Genomic DNA, 18,344 nt, shown 5'->3' with positions numbered 1-18,344 from the left:
TCCCAAGTTGTAATGGATCACCTCGAAAATACCTCAATCATTATTGAAAAATCAGTTTTGGGCTTTTTAACACCTTTTGCTGCCAGCCTGATTTTGCCGCCAATAGTTGGCCCGCTATGCTCCGGCCGCAAAGCTTTAACCGCAACGTTTTGGTCGTAAAGTTTTGGCGGCGATTGTCGGGCTAAGATAGTCATTTTGTTTGCACGGAATCGAATTAAGATTGCGCGGTAGAGAGGGGCTCATGCAGATCAGGCAAGAAAATGGGAAACAAAAGCCCCTTTTCAGGAATGACGAAGCAGGGGCAACTGGCCGAGCATAGCGATCACTTAAGAACCAAGGATGTAGATCGCTATTATGTTTCAAAAGACCCAGGCTAAGTCGCAGTTTTCAACCGATGAACACCCCCATCGCCGTTTCAATCCCCTCACCGGCGAGTGGGTGTTGCTGTCACCACATAGAAGTAAGCGGCCCTGGCAGGGACAGACCGAGGCGCTGGATCTGACCACGGCGCCCAGCTACGACAGCGAGTGCTTCCTCTGCCCTGGCAATAAACGCATCAATGGCGAGCAAAACCCCAAGTACGACACCACCTTCGTGTTTCAAAACGACTTCGCGGCCCTCAATAGTGACGGTCCCAAAGCTCAGGGGGAGGACCCGCTGTTTCGCTTCGAGACGGTAGAGGGGGAGAGTCGCGTGCTCTGCTTCTCACCGGATCACAGCCTGACGCTAGCGCAGCTCGACCCCGAGGCGATGCAGGCGGTGATCGCCGCCTGGCAGAGCCAGAGCGAGCTATTGGGGAAGAAGTATCTCTGGGTGCAGGTATTTGAAAACAAGGGCGCCGCCATGGGCTGCTCTAACCCCCATCCCCATGGGCAGATCTGGGCCCATAACCACCTTCCCACCTTGGTGGCGACGAAACAGCAGCGCCTTGCGGATTACTACCAGCAGCATCACAGCAACCTCCTGGGCGACTATGTCGAGCGCGAGCTACAGCAAGAAGTGCGCATTGTGGTAAGCAACCATGATTGGGTGGCGCTTGTGCCTTACTGGGCCAGCTGGCCCTTCGAGACCCTCGTGCTGCCAAGATTTGATATTAGGCGCATGACCGAGCTGACCGCCGAAACCCGTGAAAGCCTGGGGGAGATCATAGGGGCGCTCACCGTGCGTTACGACAACCTGTTCCAGTGCGCCTTTCCCTATTCCATGGGTTGGCACGGCGCGCCGTTTGATGGCCAGGATCACCCCGAGTGGTGCCTGCACGCTCATTTTTATCCGCCGCTGCTGCGTAGCGCCAGCGTGAAAAAATTCATGGTGGGGTACGAGCTGCTGGCCGAGATCCAGCGGGACATCACCCCAGAGCAGGCCGCCGCACGTCTGAGGGAACAATCCCCAATCCACTACAAGAGTAGCCATTACAAGAACAGCCACAACAAGCAGAGCCAATAAAAACACAGATAAAGCCAGGCTTTAAATAAAAGGACAGAAAGATGAAAAATGGCGAGCTAACTCAAGCCCTTCCCTATGCCTTCAACCAGGCCTTCGGCCAAGAAGCAGCGTTGGTGGCCTATGCCCCGGGGCGGGTCAATTTGATAGGCGATCATACCGATTACAACCTGGGCTGGGTATTACCAGTGGCGCTCGACAGGGGCACCTCGGTGGCTGCATCACAGCGCGATGATAGCCAGATCCAGGTGGTGGCGAGAGACATGGACAACGAGAAGGTTAGCTTTTCGCTCGATGACCAGGCAATGGCGCAGATGCCACTGGATAGCGTCTCGCCCTGGAGCAACTATGTGCGCGGTACGGTGAAGATGCTAAGCGCCTATCTGGCCGAGACGGGTCAGCCACCTCTCAGGGGCGCCAGCCTGATGATTAGCGGCAATCTACCTAAAGGAGCGGGGCTTAGCTCATCGGCCTCTCTTGAGATGGCGCTTATCAAGGCCTTCGCCGGGCTGTTCGATCTCAAGGTCGACGGCATAAAAGCCGCGCAGCTGGGCCAGCAGGCGGAGAATGAATTCGTTGGCTGTAACTGCGGCATCATGGATCAGCTGATCTCGGCGATGGGAGAGGCGGAGCGCGCCATGCTGATCGATTGCAGCGATCTCGCTATCAAACAGGTGCCGCTGCCAGCGGGGCTAAGGCTGATGATCATCAACTCTAACGTGAAGCGGACGCTGGTAGGCAGCGAATATAACCTGAGGCGCGAGCAGTGCCAGCAGGTGGCGCAGCATTTCGGCGTCAGCTCCCTGCGGCAGGTGAGCTATGAGCAGCTGTGTCGGGCAGAAGCCTCGCTCGAGCCGACCCTGTTTCGGCGTGCCCGCCATGTGGTGAGTGAAAACGCCCGGGTGCTTGAGATGGCTGAGGCGCTAAGCGCAGGCGACAACGCTTACATCGGCCGTCTGATGGCCGCCTCTCATCGCTCGCTGCGAGATGATTTTGCCGTGAGCACCCCAGAGGTGGATTGTCTGGTGGAGCTGGTTAGCGAGGTGCTGGGCATGGATGGCGGCGCGCGCATGACTGGCGGCGGCTTCGGTGGCTGCGTGGTCGCTCTGTTGCCGGAGCACAAGATAGCCGAGGTGCGCGAGACAATCGCCGTCGAGTATCAGGCAAGGACAGGGTTGACGGCGGATATCTATCTGTGCCAAAGCGGGGCGGGGGCCTTCGCCTAAGCGCTTAAGCGTCTAAGTGCTTAAGCCTGTTTGGGGGCGGGCCAGAGGCTCGCCATAGAAAACGATAAGAATAAGAGAAGACGACTATGTTAGAGACACTGGATATTGGCATTTTGCTGGTCTACGCCCTTGGGCTGCTGGGGCTGGCGCTGTGGATCTCCCGCCAGGACAAACGTCATGAGCGAGACACAAAGGACTACTTTCTGGCAGGCAAGGCCTTGCCCTGGTGGGCGATCGGCGCCTCACTCATCGCCTCTAACATCTCCGCCGAGCAGATCATCGGCATGTCGGGCTCTGGTTATGCCATCGGTCTGGCCATCGCCTCCTACGAGTGGATGGCGGCGATCACCTTGATCTTGGTGGGCAAGTATATGCTGCCCATCTTCATCAAGAACGAGATCTACACCATGCCCCAGTACCTGGAGCAGCGCTTCGACAAGCGGGTGAAGACCACACTGGCGCTGTTCTGGTTATCTGTCTACATCTTGGTCAACCTCACCGCCGTGCTCTGGCTCGGCGGCCTGGCGATCGAGACGGTGGCGGGGATCGACTGGCTCTATGGCATGGTGTTCCTGGCGCTGTTTTCCCTGGCCTACTCCCTCTATGGTGGCCTCAAGGCGGTGGCCTACACGGATATCATTCAGGTAGTGCTGCTGATCTTCGGTGGCTTGCTGCTCAGCTATCTGGCGCTGGATAGGGTCGCCGACGGGCAGGGCGTCTTGGCCGGATTCGACAGGCTTTCCAGCGCCTTGCCGGAACATTTCGAGATGATCCTGAGTCAGAGTAACCCCCACTACATGAGCCTGCCGGGGATCTCTGTGCTGGTGGGCGGCTTGTGGATCATGAACATCAGCTACTGGGGCTTTAATCAATACATCATACAGCGCGCCCTGGCGGCCAAGAGCGTGGCCGAGGCGCAGAAAGGGATCGCCTTCGCCGCCTATCTTAAGCTCTTGATGCCGCTCATCGTGGTGCTGCCGGGGATCGCCGCCGTGCTCCTCTATCCCGGGCTGGAGTCGCCGGATCAGGCCTATCCTTCCATGATGGCCCTGATGCCCGCCGGGGTGAAGGGGCTGGTGTTTGCCGCGCTAGTGGCGGCCATCGTTTCCTCCCTGGCCTCCATGACCAACAGCATCTCGACCATATTCACCATGGATATCTATGCCATGCTGCGCCCGGCCAAATCCGAGGGGCACTATGTGTTGGTGGGCAGGCTTTCTAGCCTGATAAGCCTGTTGATCGCCCTGGTGATGGCCCAGCCGCTGCTGGGTGAGTTCGAGCAGGCCTTTCAATATATTCAGGAGTTTACCGGGGTCTTCACCCCAGGGATCGTGGTGATCTTCCTAACGGGCATGTTCTGGCGCAGGGCGACCTCTCAAGGCGCGCTGGCGGCGGCGCTGGGCTCGGCCATCTTCTCCTTCGGCCTGAGGTTCTACTGGCCCGAGCTGCCCTTCATGGATCGCATCGGCCTGGTGTTCCTGCTCTGTCTGGCTCTTAGCGTGCTGGTTTCCCTCATGGGGCGCTCGCTCGAAGAGGGGGCGAGTGTGGCGCTAGGCGGCGTCAGCTTCAAGACGGGCAGAGCTTTCAACGTCAGCGCCCTCGGGGTGGTGGTGATCCTCAACTTTCTCTATGTCACCTGGTGGTAAGGAGGTGCCAGAGATGAAAGGGGAGAAGATGAGCATCTTAGTCACGGGTGGCGCGGGCTATATCGGCTCCCATGCCTGCGTCGAGCTGCTGAGCGCCGGGCATCAGTTGGTGGTGCTGGATAACCTGTCGCGGGCCAAATTCGAGTCCCTGGCGCGGGTCGAGCAGATCACCGCGGCCAAACTTACCTTCGTCGAGGGGGATATTCGCGATGAGCGGACGCTGGATGCCCTGTTTTCCCATTACCATATCGATGCCGTGATGCACTTTGCCGGGCTCAAGGCGGTGGGGGAGTCGACCCGGCTGCCACTGGAATACTACGACAACAATGTGGTCGGCTCCATGCGCCTGCTTAGCGCCATGACTCGCCACGGGGTGAAGACCCTGGTCTTCTCCTCCTCGGCCACCGTCTATGGGGCCAATCCGCCGCTGCCCATAATGGAAGCGGCACCCCGTTCCAGCACTAACCCCTATGGCCAGACCAAGCTGGTGGTGGAGCAGATGTGCGCCGAGTGGGCTAACGCAAAGCAAGATGTCAGCGTGATCCTGCTGCGCTACTTTAATCCAGTCGGCGCCCACGAATCCGGACTGATTGGCGAAGATCCCAAGGGGGAGCCCAATAATCTATTGCCCTATATCACCCAGGTCGCCATGGGGCATCGGCCCTATCTGTCTGTATTTGGTAGCGACTATGCCACAACCGATGGCACAGGCGTGCGCGACTATATCCATGTGATGGATCTGGTGCAGGGGCACCTGGCGGCCCTGACGCGCCTACATGGGGTGGCGGGCTGTCATACCTTTAATCTGGGTTCGGGGCAGGGTTATTCTGTGCTTGAGATGGTTAGGGCCTTCGAGCAGGCGAGCGGTAAAGACATTGCGCTGCATATGGCGCCGCGCCGCCCAGGGGATATCGCCGCCAGCTATGCCTGCCCAGATAAGGCGGCCCGGGAGCTCGACTGGCGGGTGGCGAGAGATCTTTCGCAGATGATGCAAGACAGCTGGCGCTGGCAGTGTCGCAATCCCCGGGGATATAGCTAAACAGCTTCTTAACTCGCTGGCAGGATAATCGCTATTTGCAGGCCTTGTATTGGTTGCTGATGGGGTCATATTCGAACCCTGAGGCGGCCAGCTTTTGCTCCAGCTGGGCACTGGGAATGTCCAGCTGGTAGAAGAGGTCTTGCCTATCATGACAGTTCAGCCTGAGCTGCTCGTTGACTATGCCCACCAGAATATCGCCGCTTAGCTGGGTTAAGTGGTAATCCATCTCGTCCTCCTGCATCTGAGTATGCATCTGTTATAGGTTTAGCCCAGTTTTTATGGGCTGACAACGGCGCTGTTACTCGGCTCAGCCCTTTGATGACACCTCTTTCCATAGCTATTTACAACGATATTTAACTGTTAACACGATATTTAGTGATGACGTATCACGATATTTCGTGAACGTTTGATCTTATTCTAACTTCCTGTCGATACAGCCCTTTTATCCAGTGCTGGCACGTTAGCTGCTGGTAGAGAGAGGTCATTGGGAATACCCAAGCTAACAAAAAAACAGCGTAAACACTGATAAAGGGAAAATGTGATGAATAAGAAGTTATTGGCTCTGTTGATCCCATCTGTATTGATGGCCAGCTCGGCGCAGGCTATCGAGTTATACAAGGATCAAACCAATGCTCTGAATATGATGGGCTGGCTTGGTTTCGCCGCGGTTAACGATGGTGATGACACCGCCGTGGTTGATAATTTTTCGCGTGTCGGCTTCCGATTCGACCGCCAGGAGAAGAACGGCTGGCGCAGCTTCGCTCACACCGAGTGGGGCATCAACATGGTCACCAGCGATGACTCGCTCAAATATGTGGGCGGCCAGCTGGGCGCGCAGAAGACATCAGACTTCCTGTTTAACCGTTTAGGTTATGTCGGCCTGTCACACGCCAAGTGGGGTAGCCTGAGTTTTGGTAAGCAATGGGGCGCCTACTATGACGTGGCGTACACCACAGACGTGCTCAACGTCTATACCGGCTACTCGGTCGGCGCCTATACCTTCGGTGACGGTGGCCTAACGGGCGCGGGCCGTGCCGACTCAGCCTTCATCTATCGTAACAGCTTCGGCGATCTGGATATCGCGCTGCAATACGCCGCCAAGCAAAATGGTGACGTCGCCCTGTTTGATAAGAATGGTCAGGCGGTGGACGATGGCTCTCACCTGAGCTTCGACACCAGCTATGGTGCCAACCTGACCTATCATGTGACCGATAAGTTTAAGGTACTTGCCGGCTTTAACCGCGGCGATTTCGAGGGTGAGCTGGCCGGAGTTAGCGTCGATGATACCAACGAGATCATAGGTATCGGCGCCCAGTATGGCTCCTTCTACCAGTATGCGCCTGGCCGCTACGCCAAGGGCCTCTATGTCGGTTTCAACGCCCATCAGAGCAAGCAAAACGAATTGGTGGCCGGTCAGCTTTATGACTCTACCGGCGCCGAGTTCCTGGTGGCCTACCACTATGACAATGGTTTCGTGCCTAGCTTCCTGATCTCTTATCAGGATCTGGATACCGACGAGACTACGGCCATCAAGGGTAACTGGACACGTCAGTTTGCCGTGCTAGGCCTGCACTATCGCTACAGCCGAGATACCGTGATGTTTGCCGAAGCCAAGTTCGACTTCAGCGACATGGATGACAAAGGTTTCGAGGCGGCACAAGACAACAGCTACGCCGTCGGTATCCGCTACTTCTTCTAGTTTGATTGTTCCCTGCAAGGTTCAAAGCACTCCTCGGAGTGCTTTTTTTGGTCTCTGATATTTAAAGGCTTAGCGCCAGTTTCTAACGCTAAGCACTTAACACCAAGTATTAAGCACCAAGCTTTTAACACTGGCAGTTAGCACAGCCCCAGCTTCTTCATCTTGCTGCGCAGTGTGTTGGGGTTGATGTCCAGCATCTCGGCGGCGCCGCCCGGCCCATAGAGTTTACCGCCGGTGATCCGCATCGCATGGGCGATATACTTACTCACCATCACATCCAGGGGCACCAGTTTATCGCTGGCGTGGCTGGGATCGATAATGATGGTCTCATGTTTGCCGCTGGCCGCGGGCTCCACCTTGTCCACCTGAGTAAGGTTGAAGTTTAGCGGCCCCTCTGGGGCCTCGATCATCGCCCGCTCCAGCACGTTGATCAGCTCACGCACGTTGCCCGGCCAATGGTAGTGATTCAGACTGTCAAGTTGTTCACTGCTGACCCTGGGGAGCTTGTCCAGATTAAACTTGGCCGCCAGCACCTCGATAAAGTGCTGCACCAGCAGGGGAATATCCGAGCGGCGTTGACGCAGCGAAGGGATCTCGATAGGAAAGACTGCCAGGCGGTACCAGAGATCTTCACGAAAGGTCTGCTTCTTCACCATGGCCTGCAGGTTTCTGTGGGTGGCCGCGATCACCCGAATATCCAAGTTGATGGCATCGAAACCGCCCACCCGGGTGATGGTGCCGTTCTGCAGCACCCGCAGCAGCCGCACCTGTACCGACAGGGGCAGTTCGCCGATCTCGTCTAAGAAGATGGTGCCGCCGTTGGCCTGTTCGAAGAAACCTGCCTTGCGATGCTCGGCGCCGGTGAAGGCGCCTTTCTCATAGCCAAACAGCTCAGAGTCGATGAGGCTTTCTGGGATGGCGCCGCAGTTGACCTTGATGAAGGGCTTGTCGGCCCGCTGTGACTTGCAGTGAACGGCGTTGGCAATCACCTCCTTACCACAGCCGGTTTCCCCCAGGATCAACACGCTGGTATGCAGCTTGGCGATCGCCTCCACCTGGGTCATCACCCGCTTAAGGCCAGAGTCAGCACCTATCACCCCGCAGGGGTTGAAGGCCTGTTTGAGTAGGCGGTTTTGTTGGGTGAGCGCCTGATTGGCCCTGAGCAGGTTACGCCCCTTGAGATTAAACGCGGTGATTAGCGACAGGGTATCCTTGTGGGGCTCGATAAGCTCGGCGTGGCGATGACAAAACTGCGCCTTCTGCTTGGCATAGAAACCCACCACCCCCAGATGGGTGTTACCGCTCAGCATGCGCAGCAGAATCACCGACTGGATATTGGGGATCACCTGAGGCGCCACGAAGCCTGTCACCTGATCGTGCTCGAGATCGTTGATGATGCGGATCACCGGACGGTCGGGCTGGCTCAGCAGGGCCTCCATCTCGGCGGAGATCTTCACCTGTTTATTCAGCGCCGTGGTCTGCGCCTCATCCACATGGGCCAGAAACTGGATGTCACCATATTCGGGGCGGTAGATGTTGAGGTAGATGCCGTCGATAGGCAGGTGCTGCCTGACATATTCGAAGTAGGCCCGCAGGGACTGCTCCAGCTCCAGGCTGCTGCACAGTCGCTGGGTGGCTTCGAAATAGAATTGTTTTTGCATTGAAATGTCACGGTGATCACGAAGTTTCGTGATTGTAGATCATCATATTTCGTGATTCTGTGCCCCCCTTCATAAATTGTTCCTTATCCCCCCTCTTTTTAGGTAGTTGGCATGCCGGGTGCAATCTTATCTGCATGAAATCGAGGCGAATTCCCCCGATTCTACTTTGCTCAAATGGTCGAAAGGAAAATTAAAAATGAAACAGAAAGATCTGATAAGCCCGGGTCGTCGCCAGCTGTTAAAAGGCGGCGCCGCGATGGCCGTCAGTGTGGCGGGACTGGGCGCCATGAGCGCCCAGGCGGCCGAGTGTAGTGGCGATAAACCGCCCCATTTTGACGAGATAGTCGATGTCTTGGTGATCGGCAGCGGTTTCGCCGGTATGTCGGCGGCGCTGCAGGCCAAAGAGGCCGGTGCCAGCGTCATGGTGATCGACAAGATGCCCGTGTTTGGCGGCAACTCCACCATCAATGGCGGCGCCATGGCGGTGGCCGGTTCTAAGTTGCAGGCCAAGGAGGGGATCAAGGATTCGGTCGATACCATGGTGGCCGACATGCTCAAGGCGGGTCGCGGCATGAACGATGTCGAGATGCTCAAGCTGGTGTGTAACGGCACCGCCGAGTCCTGTCAGTGGCTGGAGGCCTATGGCGTCGAGTGGAAGCCTTTTGTGCAGCACTTCGGTGGTCACTCGCTGCCACGTGTGCTGCAGACGGTGCAGAGCTCTGGCGCCGGCATCATTCGTCCCCTGATCAAGGCGGCTAAGCAACATGGTATCGAGATGCGAAATCAGACCAAGCTCGAATCTTTCGTGAAAGATCCGGCCGGTCGCGTGATCGGTGTCCAAGTTCGCGATGGCTATTATTTCCCGCAGGAGCGCACGGGTAAAATGCGGCTTATCGGCGCGCGCAAAGGGGTGATCATGGCCACCGGCGGCTTCTCTCGCGATCTCGAGTATCGTCAGATGCAGCAGCCTGAATTAAATGGCGATCTCGACTCGACCAACCATCCCGGCGCGACCTCTGAGGCCCTCAAGCAGATGATGTTGATCGGCGCCAACCCGATCCATCTGGATCAGATCCAGCTCGGTCCCTGGGCATCACCGGACGAGAAGGGCTTCGGCACCGCCTCTCAGTTCAACACCATCGCTACTTATCCCAGCGGCATAGTGGTGGATGTGCGTACCGGCGAGCGTTTCTTCAACGAGCTGGCTGACCGTAAGGCCCGCGCCGACGCCATCATGACCCGCCGTGATGACCAGGGTAATCCCGTCTATCCCGTGGGCTTTACCAATGCCAAGGGCGCGGCCCAGGCCCAGACATTGGAGTGGGGTCTTAAGTACAAGGTGATCCAGAAGGCGGACACATTAGAAGAACTCGCGGCCCTGTATCAGATCCCCGCCAAGGCATTGAAAGCCCAGGTGGCGCGCTGGAACGACGCGGTAAAAGCCGGCGAAGACAAGGAGTTTGGTCGCCCCATGCAGAAGGCCATGGCGCTGGAAGAGGGCCCTTGGTATGGCGTGCGTATGTGGCCCAAGGTGCACTACTGCATGGGCGGCGTGAAGGTGAATACTCAGTCTCAGGTGCTGCACCTGGTGAGCAACGAGCCGATCGACGGCCTGTATGCCGCCGGTGAGGCGACGGGTGGCATCCATGGGGCGAGCCGTCTCGGCGCCTGCGCCGTGGCAGAAGGTGTGGTGACGGGCAGAAACGCCGGTCGTATCTGCGCGGCGAGCGCGGCAATCGAATTAAAACAGGCTTAGCACAGGTGTGCAGCCGAGAAAAATATTAAGGAATTGATGATGAAAAAAGTAAATACTCTGTTGGCAACTACAGCCCTGGCAACTAGCGCCTTGGCGATGACCTCTGGCGCCGCTATGGCAAGCGATACCGTGGTACTCGACGGTCAGCATCTGACTCAGGCTCAGGCCTGGGCAATCGCCGATGGCGCTAAGGTAGATATCGCGCCTCAGGCGGCCTCCGCTTTGGTGAAGGCTCACGATCTGCTGATGGAAGCGGCGCGTCTGGGTAAGCCTGTGTATGGTCTCACAGTAGGCGTTGGCCTGAACAAGGACCACAAGCTGTTCGATGCCAATGGCGAGCTAAGCGCCGAAGTGATGGCGGCCTCTAAATCCTTTAACTACAGCACCCTAAGAGCACACAGCGCGGGCGTTGGCGAGCCGATGCCGGTAAGACTCACCCGTGTCGCCCTGGCGGTTCGCCTGAACACCATCTTGTCTGGTCACACCGGCGTGCAGCCCTATGTGGCCGAGATCTATCAGGCCTACCTGAACCAAGGGATCACCCCTGTGATTCCATCGCTGGGTACAGTAGGCGAGGCGGACATTCTGCTGGCATCCCACGTGGGACTGGCGATGATCGGCGAGTGGGATGTGTTCTATCAAGGCAAGCGCATGAGCAGTGTCGAGGCGATGAGCAAGGCAGGCGTGAAGCCGCTTAAGCCTATCGGTAAAGATGCGCTCTCTATCCTGTCGAACAACTCGGTCGCCGTGGCCTACGCCATGCAAGGTTATCAGGACGCCGAGCATCTGCTAGAGGTCTCGCCAACCGTGTTTGGCCTGAGCCTGGAAGGGCTAAACGGTAACGTGGCGCCATTCCTGCCACAGACCAATGACATTCGTCCTTTCCCTTATCTGAAGGCGACCACAGAGGATATCTTGGGCTCACTCTCTGGCAGCTACCTGTGGGATCTCAACAGCGAGCGTCCGCTGCAAGACCCGCTGAGCTACCGCACCACCGCCTATACCCTGGCGAGTGCCCAGAAGGCGCTGTCGGATCTGGGCCAGGTGATCGACATTCAGATCAACCACTCAGACGATAACCCTGGGGTGATCCTGGGCGCGAGCAAGCAGTACGCCGAAAACTCTCAGGTGGCCAAGTATCTGGTAGAAGGCAAGGGCGGTGTGTTCCCAACCACCAACTTCGAGCCGCTCCCCGTGGCTCTGGCGGTGCAGCAACTGAGCGTGGCCCTGACTCATGTGTCTCACAACAGCGCCATGCGTACCATTCACCTGTCGGATGATCACTTTACCCATCTGCCACGCTTTTTGAGCGCGCCGGGTAACAATGGTCACGCATTCGGCGCCATCCAGAAGACCTTCGTGGACATGCAGGTGCGTAACAAGATGTTGGCGACGCCAGTGTCATTCGACGGCATTCAGATCGCCGGTAACATCGAAGACACCTTCACCAACCTTAAGCTGGCGAGCGACAACCTGATCCAAATAGTCGACAACATCAACACCATGTATGGCCTGGAGTTGTTGCACTCTACCCAGGCGATCGACCTGCGCAAGGCCGCCAACGCCGACCTTAAGCTAGGTAAGGCGACCCAGGCCATGTACCAGGCGTATCGTCAACAGGTGCCTTTCGTCGAGCTTGACCGTCCGTTTACGCCAGACATTCAGGCGTCACACGACTTCATCGTCAAGTACTGATGGCTTGGGCATTAGCCTAAGCAAGTTATTAGCTGGGGCGCTGGTCGCCCCACATTAAGGATTCAAGATGTTAAGAGTATTATCGGCCCTCTGTTTGGCGGCGCTACTGAGCGCGCCGGGTGCACAGGCCATGAAGCTGAAAGATTATCATAAAGAGATCATGACCAACGAGCAGGGCAAGGTGGAGTGCAGCGCCTGTCATGGCGAGGCGAAACGCAAGAGCATACCTAAGATGAGTGCCTGCGAGTCTTGCCACGGCACGGCGGCCGAGATGGCCGAGCTTACCAAGCGCCCCGAGGGGGCAGGCCACAGCGTAGAGCCGAATCCCCACGACAGCCTGCACTATGGCAGCGATCTTCCTTGTACCTACTGTCATCAGGAGCACAAGGAGAGCAAGGTGTACTGTAACCAGTGTCATGAGTTTAAGTACCCTAAGATGAAACGTTAGCCAAGTTAGGCTAGGGCGCCCAGTGCCGAGTCTGGGGACAAGGGCCACAGCGCACGCTCCCGCTGCTGTGGCCTTTTTCTTTGCTTTTTCTTTACCTCTTTCCCGCAATTTCCCAGCTATTACCTTCAGTTATTCGATTAAATAAGCTAATTTGTCTTTGATTATCAACATCTGATGACTAATTTGGCGACTAATTAAGAGCGAATAGGGGAGATGGCCTTGGATAGAATCGATACCATGAAGGCCTTTACCGCCGTGGTGCAGGAGGGTTCCTTCACCAAGGCGGCAGACAGGCTTGGGCTCTCCTCACAGCTGGTGAGCAAGTATGTGTCTCAGCTCGAGGAGCATCTCAAGGTGCGCCTGCTCAATCGCACCACGCGGCGGGTCAACGTGACCGAGGCGGGCAGGGCCTATTTCGAGCGCTGTCAGCAGGTGCTTATCGATATCGAGGAGATGGACAACGCCCTGACCAACCTCAGCGAGACCGCCTCGGGTCTGCTTAAGGTCAGCGCCCCCATGTCTTTCGGCATTCACCATCTGCCCAGTGCCCTGGTGCAGTTTCAGCAGCAACACCCGGATGTCAGGCTGGATATCACCCTGACCGACAAGAAGGTGGATCTGCTGGAGGATGGCGTCGATGTGGCGCTGCGCATCGGTCAGCTTACAAGCTCTTCGCTTATCGCCAAGAAGCTAACCCCGATCAAGCTGGTTGTCTGCGCCTCCCCCGAGTATCTGGCCGAGCGCGGTGAGCCCAAGACCCCGGCGGATCTTATCCATCACAACTATCTGCATTTTAGTTATTCGGATCTGGGCGCGGCCTTCGGTCGTTTCGGCGAGCACTTCTCAGCGCTGAAGATCCCAAGCGATCTGGCCTGTAACAACGGCGACATGCTGGTGGAGGCCGCCATCGCCGGTCGTGGCATAGTGGTGCAGCCTACCTTCTTGGTGAGCAAGGCCCTTCGTAGTGGCAAGCTCAAAGCGATCCTCACCGACTATACCCCAGAGCCTTTCGGCCTGTACGCCGTCTATGTGCACCGTAAGTTTCTCGCCAGCAAGGTGCGCTGTTTCGTCGATGCTTTGAGCCAATACTATGGCAAGACCCCTTACTGGGATGCGCTAGACGACTAGCTGGCGCTAATCAGCTTTCTCGCTCTAGCTAGCTTTCTCGCATTAACCAGCTTTCTCGTCCTCAAGCTTTCCGCGCCCAAGCTCATCTGCCATCTAGGTTGATTGTCGTCATTTTGTTGCTAATCATTAAATGATAGTGATGTTTATCAATTTAACGTTGAGAGCTACATTTACCTCATCGGCAGCGAATGGCTAATGACTTATACCTAATCAAAGTCAAAGGCCAAAGGCTGCAACCCCAACATCTTTGAGGAAAGCACTATGAACAAGCAAACATTAATCAAACTACTTAACAGCGATGCAGGACTGGCCCCCTTGGTACTGCGTCTACCCCTAGGACTCATCTTCGCCGCCCACGGCGCCCAGAAGCTGTTCGGCTGGTTTGGCGGCTATGGCCTGGAAGGCACAGGGCAGTGGATGGCCAGCGTCGGCTTCGAACCCGGTTACCTGATGGCCCTGCTGGCCGGTAGCGCCGAGTTCTTCGGTGGTCTGGCACTGGTGCTGGGTCTGCTGACTCGCCCCGCCGCGGCGCTGACCGCCTTCACCATGGCGGTGGCTATGACGCTGCATGTAGGCAACGGCCTGTTTGTCTCTAACAACGGCTACGAGTTTGCCTTGATATTGCTGGCGGCCTCGCTATCTCTGGCGGTGCAGGGCGGTGGACGCTACTCGGTCGACAAGCTACTAACCGGTCGTCTCTAAGGTTAGCCAATTTTACGGTAGGGGCGGGTGTAGGAGACTATGCCCCGCATCCTGTTACGGGTTTAGAAGGAGAAGCAGATGTTAGTCGAGGGTCGTTGGAATGGAGATTGGCAGCCGGTGCAGGCGAAGGACGATGAGGGGCGCTTCGTGCGTCAGATCTCTAGCTTTCGCAACTGGATAACGCCGACAGGCGAGGCTGGCTCTACGGGTGAGGGCGGTTTTAAGGCGGAGTCTGGTCGCTATCATCTCTATGTCGCCTATATCTGCCCCTGGGCCTCACGTACCCTGATGGTGCGGGCGCTCAAGGGCCTTAATGAGCATATCAGCGTCAGCGTGGTCAACCCCGTGCTTTCGGAGCAGGGTTGGCAGTTTGGCGGCGCGCCTGATAGCAAGGTAGTTGGAGACAGCGACATCCTCAATGGCCACAAGTATCTACATCAGCTCTATACCCAGGTGGATCCACACTTTACCGGCAGGGCGACCGTGCCCGTGCTCTGGGATAAGCAGCGCCAGGTGATAGTGAATAACGAATCGGCAGACATCATACGCATGTTAAACACCGCCTTCGATCACCTTACCGACTCGGCATTAAATCCGGCATTGGACCTCTATCCACAGGGGCTGCATCAAGCTATCGATAGCCTGAATGAGCGTCTCTATCATGAGTTAAATAATGGCGTCTACAAGGCGGGCTTTGCCACCAGTCAGTTTGCCTACGAAGAGGCCTATCAGGGCGTCTTTAGCCTGCTCGATGAATTAGAGTTGACCCTGAGCGATGGTCGATCCTACCTGCTCGGCGAGCAACTGACCGAGTCGGATATTCGCGCCTTCGTGACCCTGGTGCGCTTCGATGTCGCCTACTATGGCCTGTTCAAGTGCAACCGTGAGCTGATCGCCCAGAAGCCGCAGCTACAGGCCTATCTGCAGCGCATCTATGCCCTCGATGGCATCGGAGCCACGGTCAATATCGAGCATATCAAGCAGGGTTACTATTCGATCAAGGCCCTTAACCCAACAGGCATAGTGCCTGTCGGCCCACAGGTTAGCTTATGAGTTCAGTAAAGAGTTTAAAAGCGAGTCAAAGCATGAGTACAAATATGAGCGGAAGTAAGAGCTTAAGACAGATCTCCCCTGAGGTGAGTGAGCAGCTAAAGACTGCAACCAGTGCAGGTGTAATGCCCAGCCTGTTCGTCTCCCACGGCTCGCCCATGTTGGCCCTGGATGACAGCGACAACGCCGCGTTTCTCGCCGAGCTGGGTCAGGTGCTGCCAAGACCCAAGGCGATATTGGTGTTCTCGGCCCACACAGATATGGGCGGCAAGGTGCGTATCGCATCTAGCGAGGCCCCGCGCACAGTGCACGACTTCTACGGCTTTCCCGACGCCCTCTACCAAGTTAACTATCCGGCCCCTGGCGCGCCTAAGCTGGCCACCGAGGTCGCGGATCTTCTGCAAACCGCCGGGTTTGACGCCGAGTTAGATGAGCAGCTTGGCTGGGATCACGGCCTCTGGACGCCGCTGTGCCGTCTCTATCCCGCGGCGGATATCCCTCTGGTGCTGGTCTCTATCGATAGCCGCCAGGGCGCCAGCTATCACTACCGTCTGGGCCAGGCGATAAAATCCCTGCGCACTGACGGCGTATTGGTACTGGGCTCGGGTGGCATCAGCCACAACCTGGGCGAGCTGTTTCGCCGCCCCGGCGACCCGCAAAAGGTAGAGAAGATGCAGAGCTTCGTCAATTGGATCGCCGATAAGCTGACCCAAGGGGATCTGCCCGCACTGCTGGATGTCGAGCGCCAGGCCCCACACGCCAGATTCAACCACCCCAGCATAGAACACCTGATGCCCTTCTACGTCGCCCTAGGCGCAGGACAGGGCGAAGGGGTTAATGAGGCCACCAAGCCCCCACTACGACTACACCAAAGCATCGAACTACAAATCCTCGCCCTCTACACCTACGCCTGGCTCGAGTGACTATTGGAGTGCCCCCTTCCCCGGAGGGGGGAGTTTATAAACTATTAATTTGTTGGATTAACTCTACTAAATCGATATGAATATTTTCTTTTTTCATTCTATTAATTACGTCATATTTATTAATCCCGTACCGTTTGGTAAGACAATTTTCTCCTTCAGTAAGAAGCTCTTTTGACGTAAAATCTTTTAATCCAGGTATGATATTTTGTGTGCAAAATGGTGTTAGGTCTATACCAAAACCTCGAGCATCTCTAATTACCTCTCCTGTGGGTATATTTGCTGCACTTGCAATTGAAATGGGGCATAACAAGTAGGTTTCTATATAACGGTATCTCCATGTTCTCGCCTGAAGACCATCTTTATCACAACCTGTATTGTTTTTGTCTATTAGTGTATTCGTAATAGTATTGTAGTCTTGATTATCTCTGTCTCGAATACTTAAACCTTTTAAACCGCTAATTTCACGCTTTAGCTGATTAAATAATTGCAGTCGTTCAACATGTTTGCCAGGCCATGGCCAAATTACAATATTATTTGAAATAGGTGTTCCTAATGTTCTCGCAATCATCTTTAATGTGTTCGAGTCAGACTCATTTTCAACAAAGACTACTTTTTTATTTCGTTGTAGTTGGTGAAGCTGAGGAGAAAATTCAGAACCAAGACCAGTGATGAGCCCAATTTTTTGATGTTCTTCAGATAGCAGCGTTACTTTGCTAGCTTCAAACTTTAGAATTTTATCAGGAGATTGAGAAGCAATAAGCTCCGTAGAATGAGTCGCAAACAAAATTTGTTTTTCATATTTTTCTGCTAAGACATTCAACTCTTTTAAAAGTGCGAATTGTAAAGTTGGATGTAGGTGAGCATCAGGCTCATCAAGAAAAACAATTTGGTATGAAGGATCAAGTGATAGAGATAAAACATTGAGAAGTTGGAGTAATCCGCTACCTTCCACCATAATATCTCGCCGATTGAATCCTGGGTGTTTTATGAATTTCGTTCGTTTTTCATTGTATCGACCTTTCCAATATTCTGCTTTAATTGAGCTGTGGTAATCTTCGTTAAAGTCGTGAACTATAAGCTCAACTTGGAAAAGTTCTCTCATGACATCAAGTAAATGCTCCCACCGATCATTTTTACGGAGATTTGATAGATCTAGCTTAGATATTCTTTCTAAATCACCCTTTAATCTTTCTCTTTCCTTTTGATTTACTTGATAGAGTTCTAGGAGCGTATTTCTCATGACAGAACCGCTCAATCCTTGTCCAATTAATTTGGCTCTTACCGCTTTTGTATGGTATGGCTCGCGGTTTAGTATCCCGGCAAAAGGCGGAATATAAGCAATTTTAGGTATTGATTCAGAGGCTGTTACATTGGATTTTGTGGTTTTAATAAAGAGACGCTCATTTGCTAGTGATAAGGAGAATCGTAAATGACGATCTTGATTGATTGTCTCATTTTTCCATTTAACCTCTATCCAAAGTGTATATCCATCTGGTTCTTTGCTTCCCTTATTGTCTTTTTCTCTTGTAACCCTGAGGTTTGTCCAAAGGTGTTTTAAAGAGGGGATGCTTATTGGAAGAAAATCTTCTCCATTTACTCCTACACCTTGTTTTTTTCCTATATTTTCATCGATTAGTGCGTCGTCACCTTGTTCCAATTGGATAACTGACTTACAAAACTCCCATAGAGCAAAAGCTTGCATGAATGTAGATTTTCCGGAGTTATTTGAACCAGCAAGTAGGCAAAAACCATCAGGTGTCTTTATAGTTTTTTGTCTATAACGTTTGAAGCGATGCAGCTCAATTTCATTAATTGTTAATTTGTCCAAGATTTTCCCTATCAATTCGTTAAATTGTTGTATCTTAAATGCTTATTAATAAATAGGGTCAGAGTTAACTTTTGAGGGATTTAATTGGTGCATGTTGGTT

The 18,344-nt window shown here is 54.8% G+C and carries 15 protein-coding genes; 12 read left to right on the top strand and 3 right to left on the bottom strand.

What is annotated here, in order from left to right:
• Positions 1-354: 354 nt before the first annotated feature.
• The 4 genes from SHEW_RS11845 to galE all read left to right on the top strand — a co-directional run bounded on the left by SHEW_RS11845 (position 355) and on the right by galE (position 5,354).
• Complete coding sequence (locus SHEW_RS11845) at positions 355-1,446, top strand: UDP-glucose--hexose-1-phosphate uridylyltransferase (protein ID WP_011866085.1); 1,092 nt, start codon at positions 355-357, stop codon at positions 1,444-1,446.
• Positions 1,447-1,487: 41 nt separating this feature from the next.
• Positions 1,488-2,669 (top strand): galactokinase, encoded by a 1,182-nt coding sequence (gene galK, locus SHEW_RS11840; RefSeq protein ID WP_011866084.1) that lies wholly within the window; start codon positions 1,488-1,490, stop codon positions 2,667-2,669.
• Between the two features lie 86 nt (positions 2,670-2,755).
• Complete coding sequence (locus SHEW_RS11835) at positions 2,756-4,315, top strand: sodium/sugar symporter (RefSeq protein ID WP_011866083.1); 1,560 nt, start codon at positions 2,756-2,758, stop codon at positions 4,313-4,315.
• A gap of 28 nt (positions 4,316-4,343) precedes the next feature.
• Positions 4,344-5,354, top strand: coding sequence for a UDP-glucose 4-epimerase GalE (gene galE, locus SHEW_RS11830; RefSeq protein WP_041407238.1), 1,011 nt, complete (start codon positions 4,344-4,346; stop codon positions 5,352-5,354).
• Positions 5,355-5,385: 31 nt separating this feature from the next.
• On the opposite strand, the gene SHEW_RS11825 is transcribed toward galE, so the two are convergent.
• A complete protein-coding gene (locus SHEW_RS11825) occupies positions 5,386-5,580 on the bottom strand; it encodes a DUF4250 domain-containing protein (RefSeq protein ID WP_041407236.1) in 195 nt (64 codons plus the stop codon).
• A 315-nt stretch (positions 5,581-5,895) separates the two neighbouring features.
• On the opposite strand from SHEW_RS11825, the gene SHEW_RS11820 reads away from it, so the two are divergent.
• Positions 5,896-7,053 carry a porin gene (locus SHEW_RS11820; protein ID WP_011866080.1) on the top strand — a complete coding sequence of 386 codons (1,158 nt, stop codon included), beginning with the start codon at positions 5,896-5,898 and terminating at the stop codon, positions 7,051-7,053.
• Positions 7,054-7,190: 137 nt separating this feature from the next.
• On the opposite strand, the gene SHEW_RS11815 is transcribed toward SHEW_RS11820, so the two are convergent.
• A complete protein-coding gene (locus SHEW_RS11815; RefSeq protein ID WP_011866079.1) occupies positions 7,191-8,714 on the bottom strand; it encodes a sigma-54 interaction domain-containing protein in 1,524 nt (507 codons plus the stop codon).
• 196 nt (positions 8,715-8,910) lie between these two features.
• On the opposite strand from SHEW_RS11815, the gene SHEW_RS11810 reads away from it, so the two are divergent.
• The 7 genes from SHEW_RS11810 to SHEW_RS11780 all read left to right on the top strand — a co-directional run bounded on the left by SHEW_RS11810 (position 8,911) and on the right by SHEW_RS11780 (position 16,416).
• The gene (locus SHEW_RS11810; protein ID WP_011866078.1) at positions 8,911-10,470 is read left to right on the top strand and encodes a flavocytochrome c; all 1,560 of its coding nucleotides are present in this window, start codon (positions 8,911-8,913) and stop codon (positions 10,468-10,470) included.
• Positions 10,471-10,506: 36 nt separating this feature from the next.
• Positions 10,507-12,165, top strand: a complete 1,659-nt coding sequence (locus SHEW_RS11805; protein ID WP_011866077.1) for an HAL/PAL/TAL family ammonia-lyase — start codon at positions 10,507-10,509, stop codon at positions 12,163-12,165.
• Between the two features lie 67 nt (positions 12,166-12,232).
• Complete coding sequence (locus tag SHEW_RS11800) at positions 12,233-12,613, top strand: cytochrome c3 family protein (RefSeq protein ID WP_011866076.1); 381 nt, start codon at positions 12,233-12,235, stop codon at positions 12,611-12,613.
• A gap of 219 nt (positions 12,614-12,832) precedes the next feature.
• Entirely contained in the window at positions 12,833-13,741 is a 909-nt protein-coding gene (locus SHEW_RS11795; protein ID WP_041407233.1) for a LysR family transcriptional regulator, read from the top strand.
• A gap of 261 nt (positions 13,742-14,002) precedes the next feature.
• Positions 14,003-14,443, top strand: a complete 441-nt coding sequence (locus tag SHEW_RS11790; RefSeq protein ID WP_011866074.1) for a DoxX family protein — start codon at positions 14,003-14,005, stop codon at positions 14,441-14,443.
• A gap of 78 nt (positions 14,444-14,521) precedes the next feature.
• A complete protein-coding gene (locus tag SHEW_RS11785) occupies positions 14,522-15,496 on the top strand; it encodes a glutathione S-transferase family protein (protein ID WP_011866073.1) in 975 nt (324 codons plus the stop codon).
• A 32-nt stretch (positions 15,497-15,528) separates the two neighbouring features.
• Positions 15,529-16,416 carry a DODA-type extradiol aromatic ring-opening family dioxygenase gene (locus tag SHEW_RS11780; protein WP_190272388.1) on the top strand — a complete coding sequence of 296 codons (888 nt, stop codon included), beginning with the start codon at positions 15,529-15,531 and terminating at the stop codon, positions 16,414-16,416.
• 34 nt (positions 16,417-16,450) lie between these two features.
• Here SHEW_RS11780 and SHEW_RS11775 read toward each other — a convergent pair whose 3' ends face one another.
• Positions 16,451-18,244, bottom strand: coding sequence for an AAA family ATPase (locus SHEW_RS11775; protein WP_041407231.1), 1,794 nt, complete (start codon positions 18,242-18,244; stop codon positions 16,451-16,453).
• Positions 18,245-18,344: the final 100 nt, after the last annotated feature.

The organism is Shewanella loihica PV-4, from assembly GCF_000016065.1.
GTDB lineage: Bacteria > Pseudomonadota > Gammaproteobacteria > Enterobacterales > Shewanellaceae > Shewanella > Shewanella loihica.
This window is presented reverse-complemented; position numbering and strand designations above follow the sequence as displayed.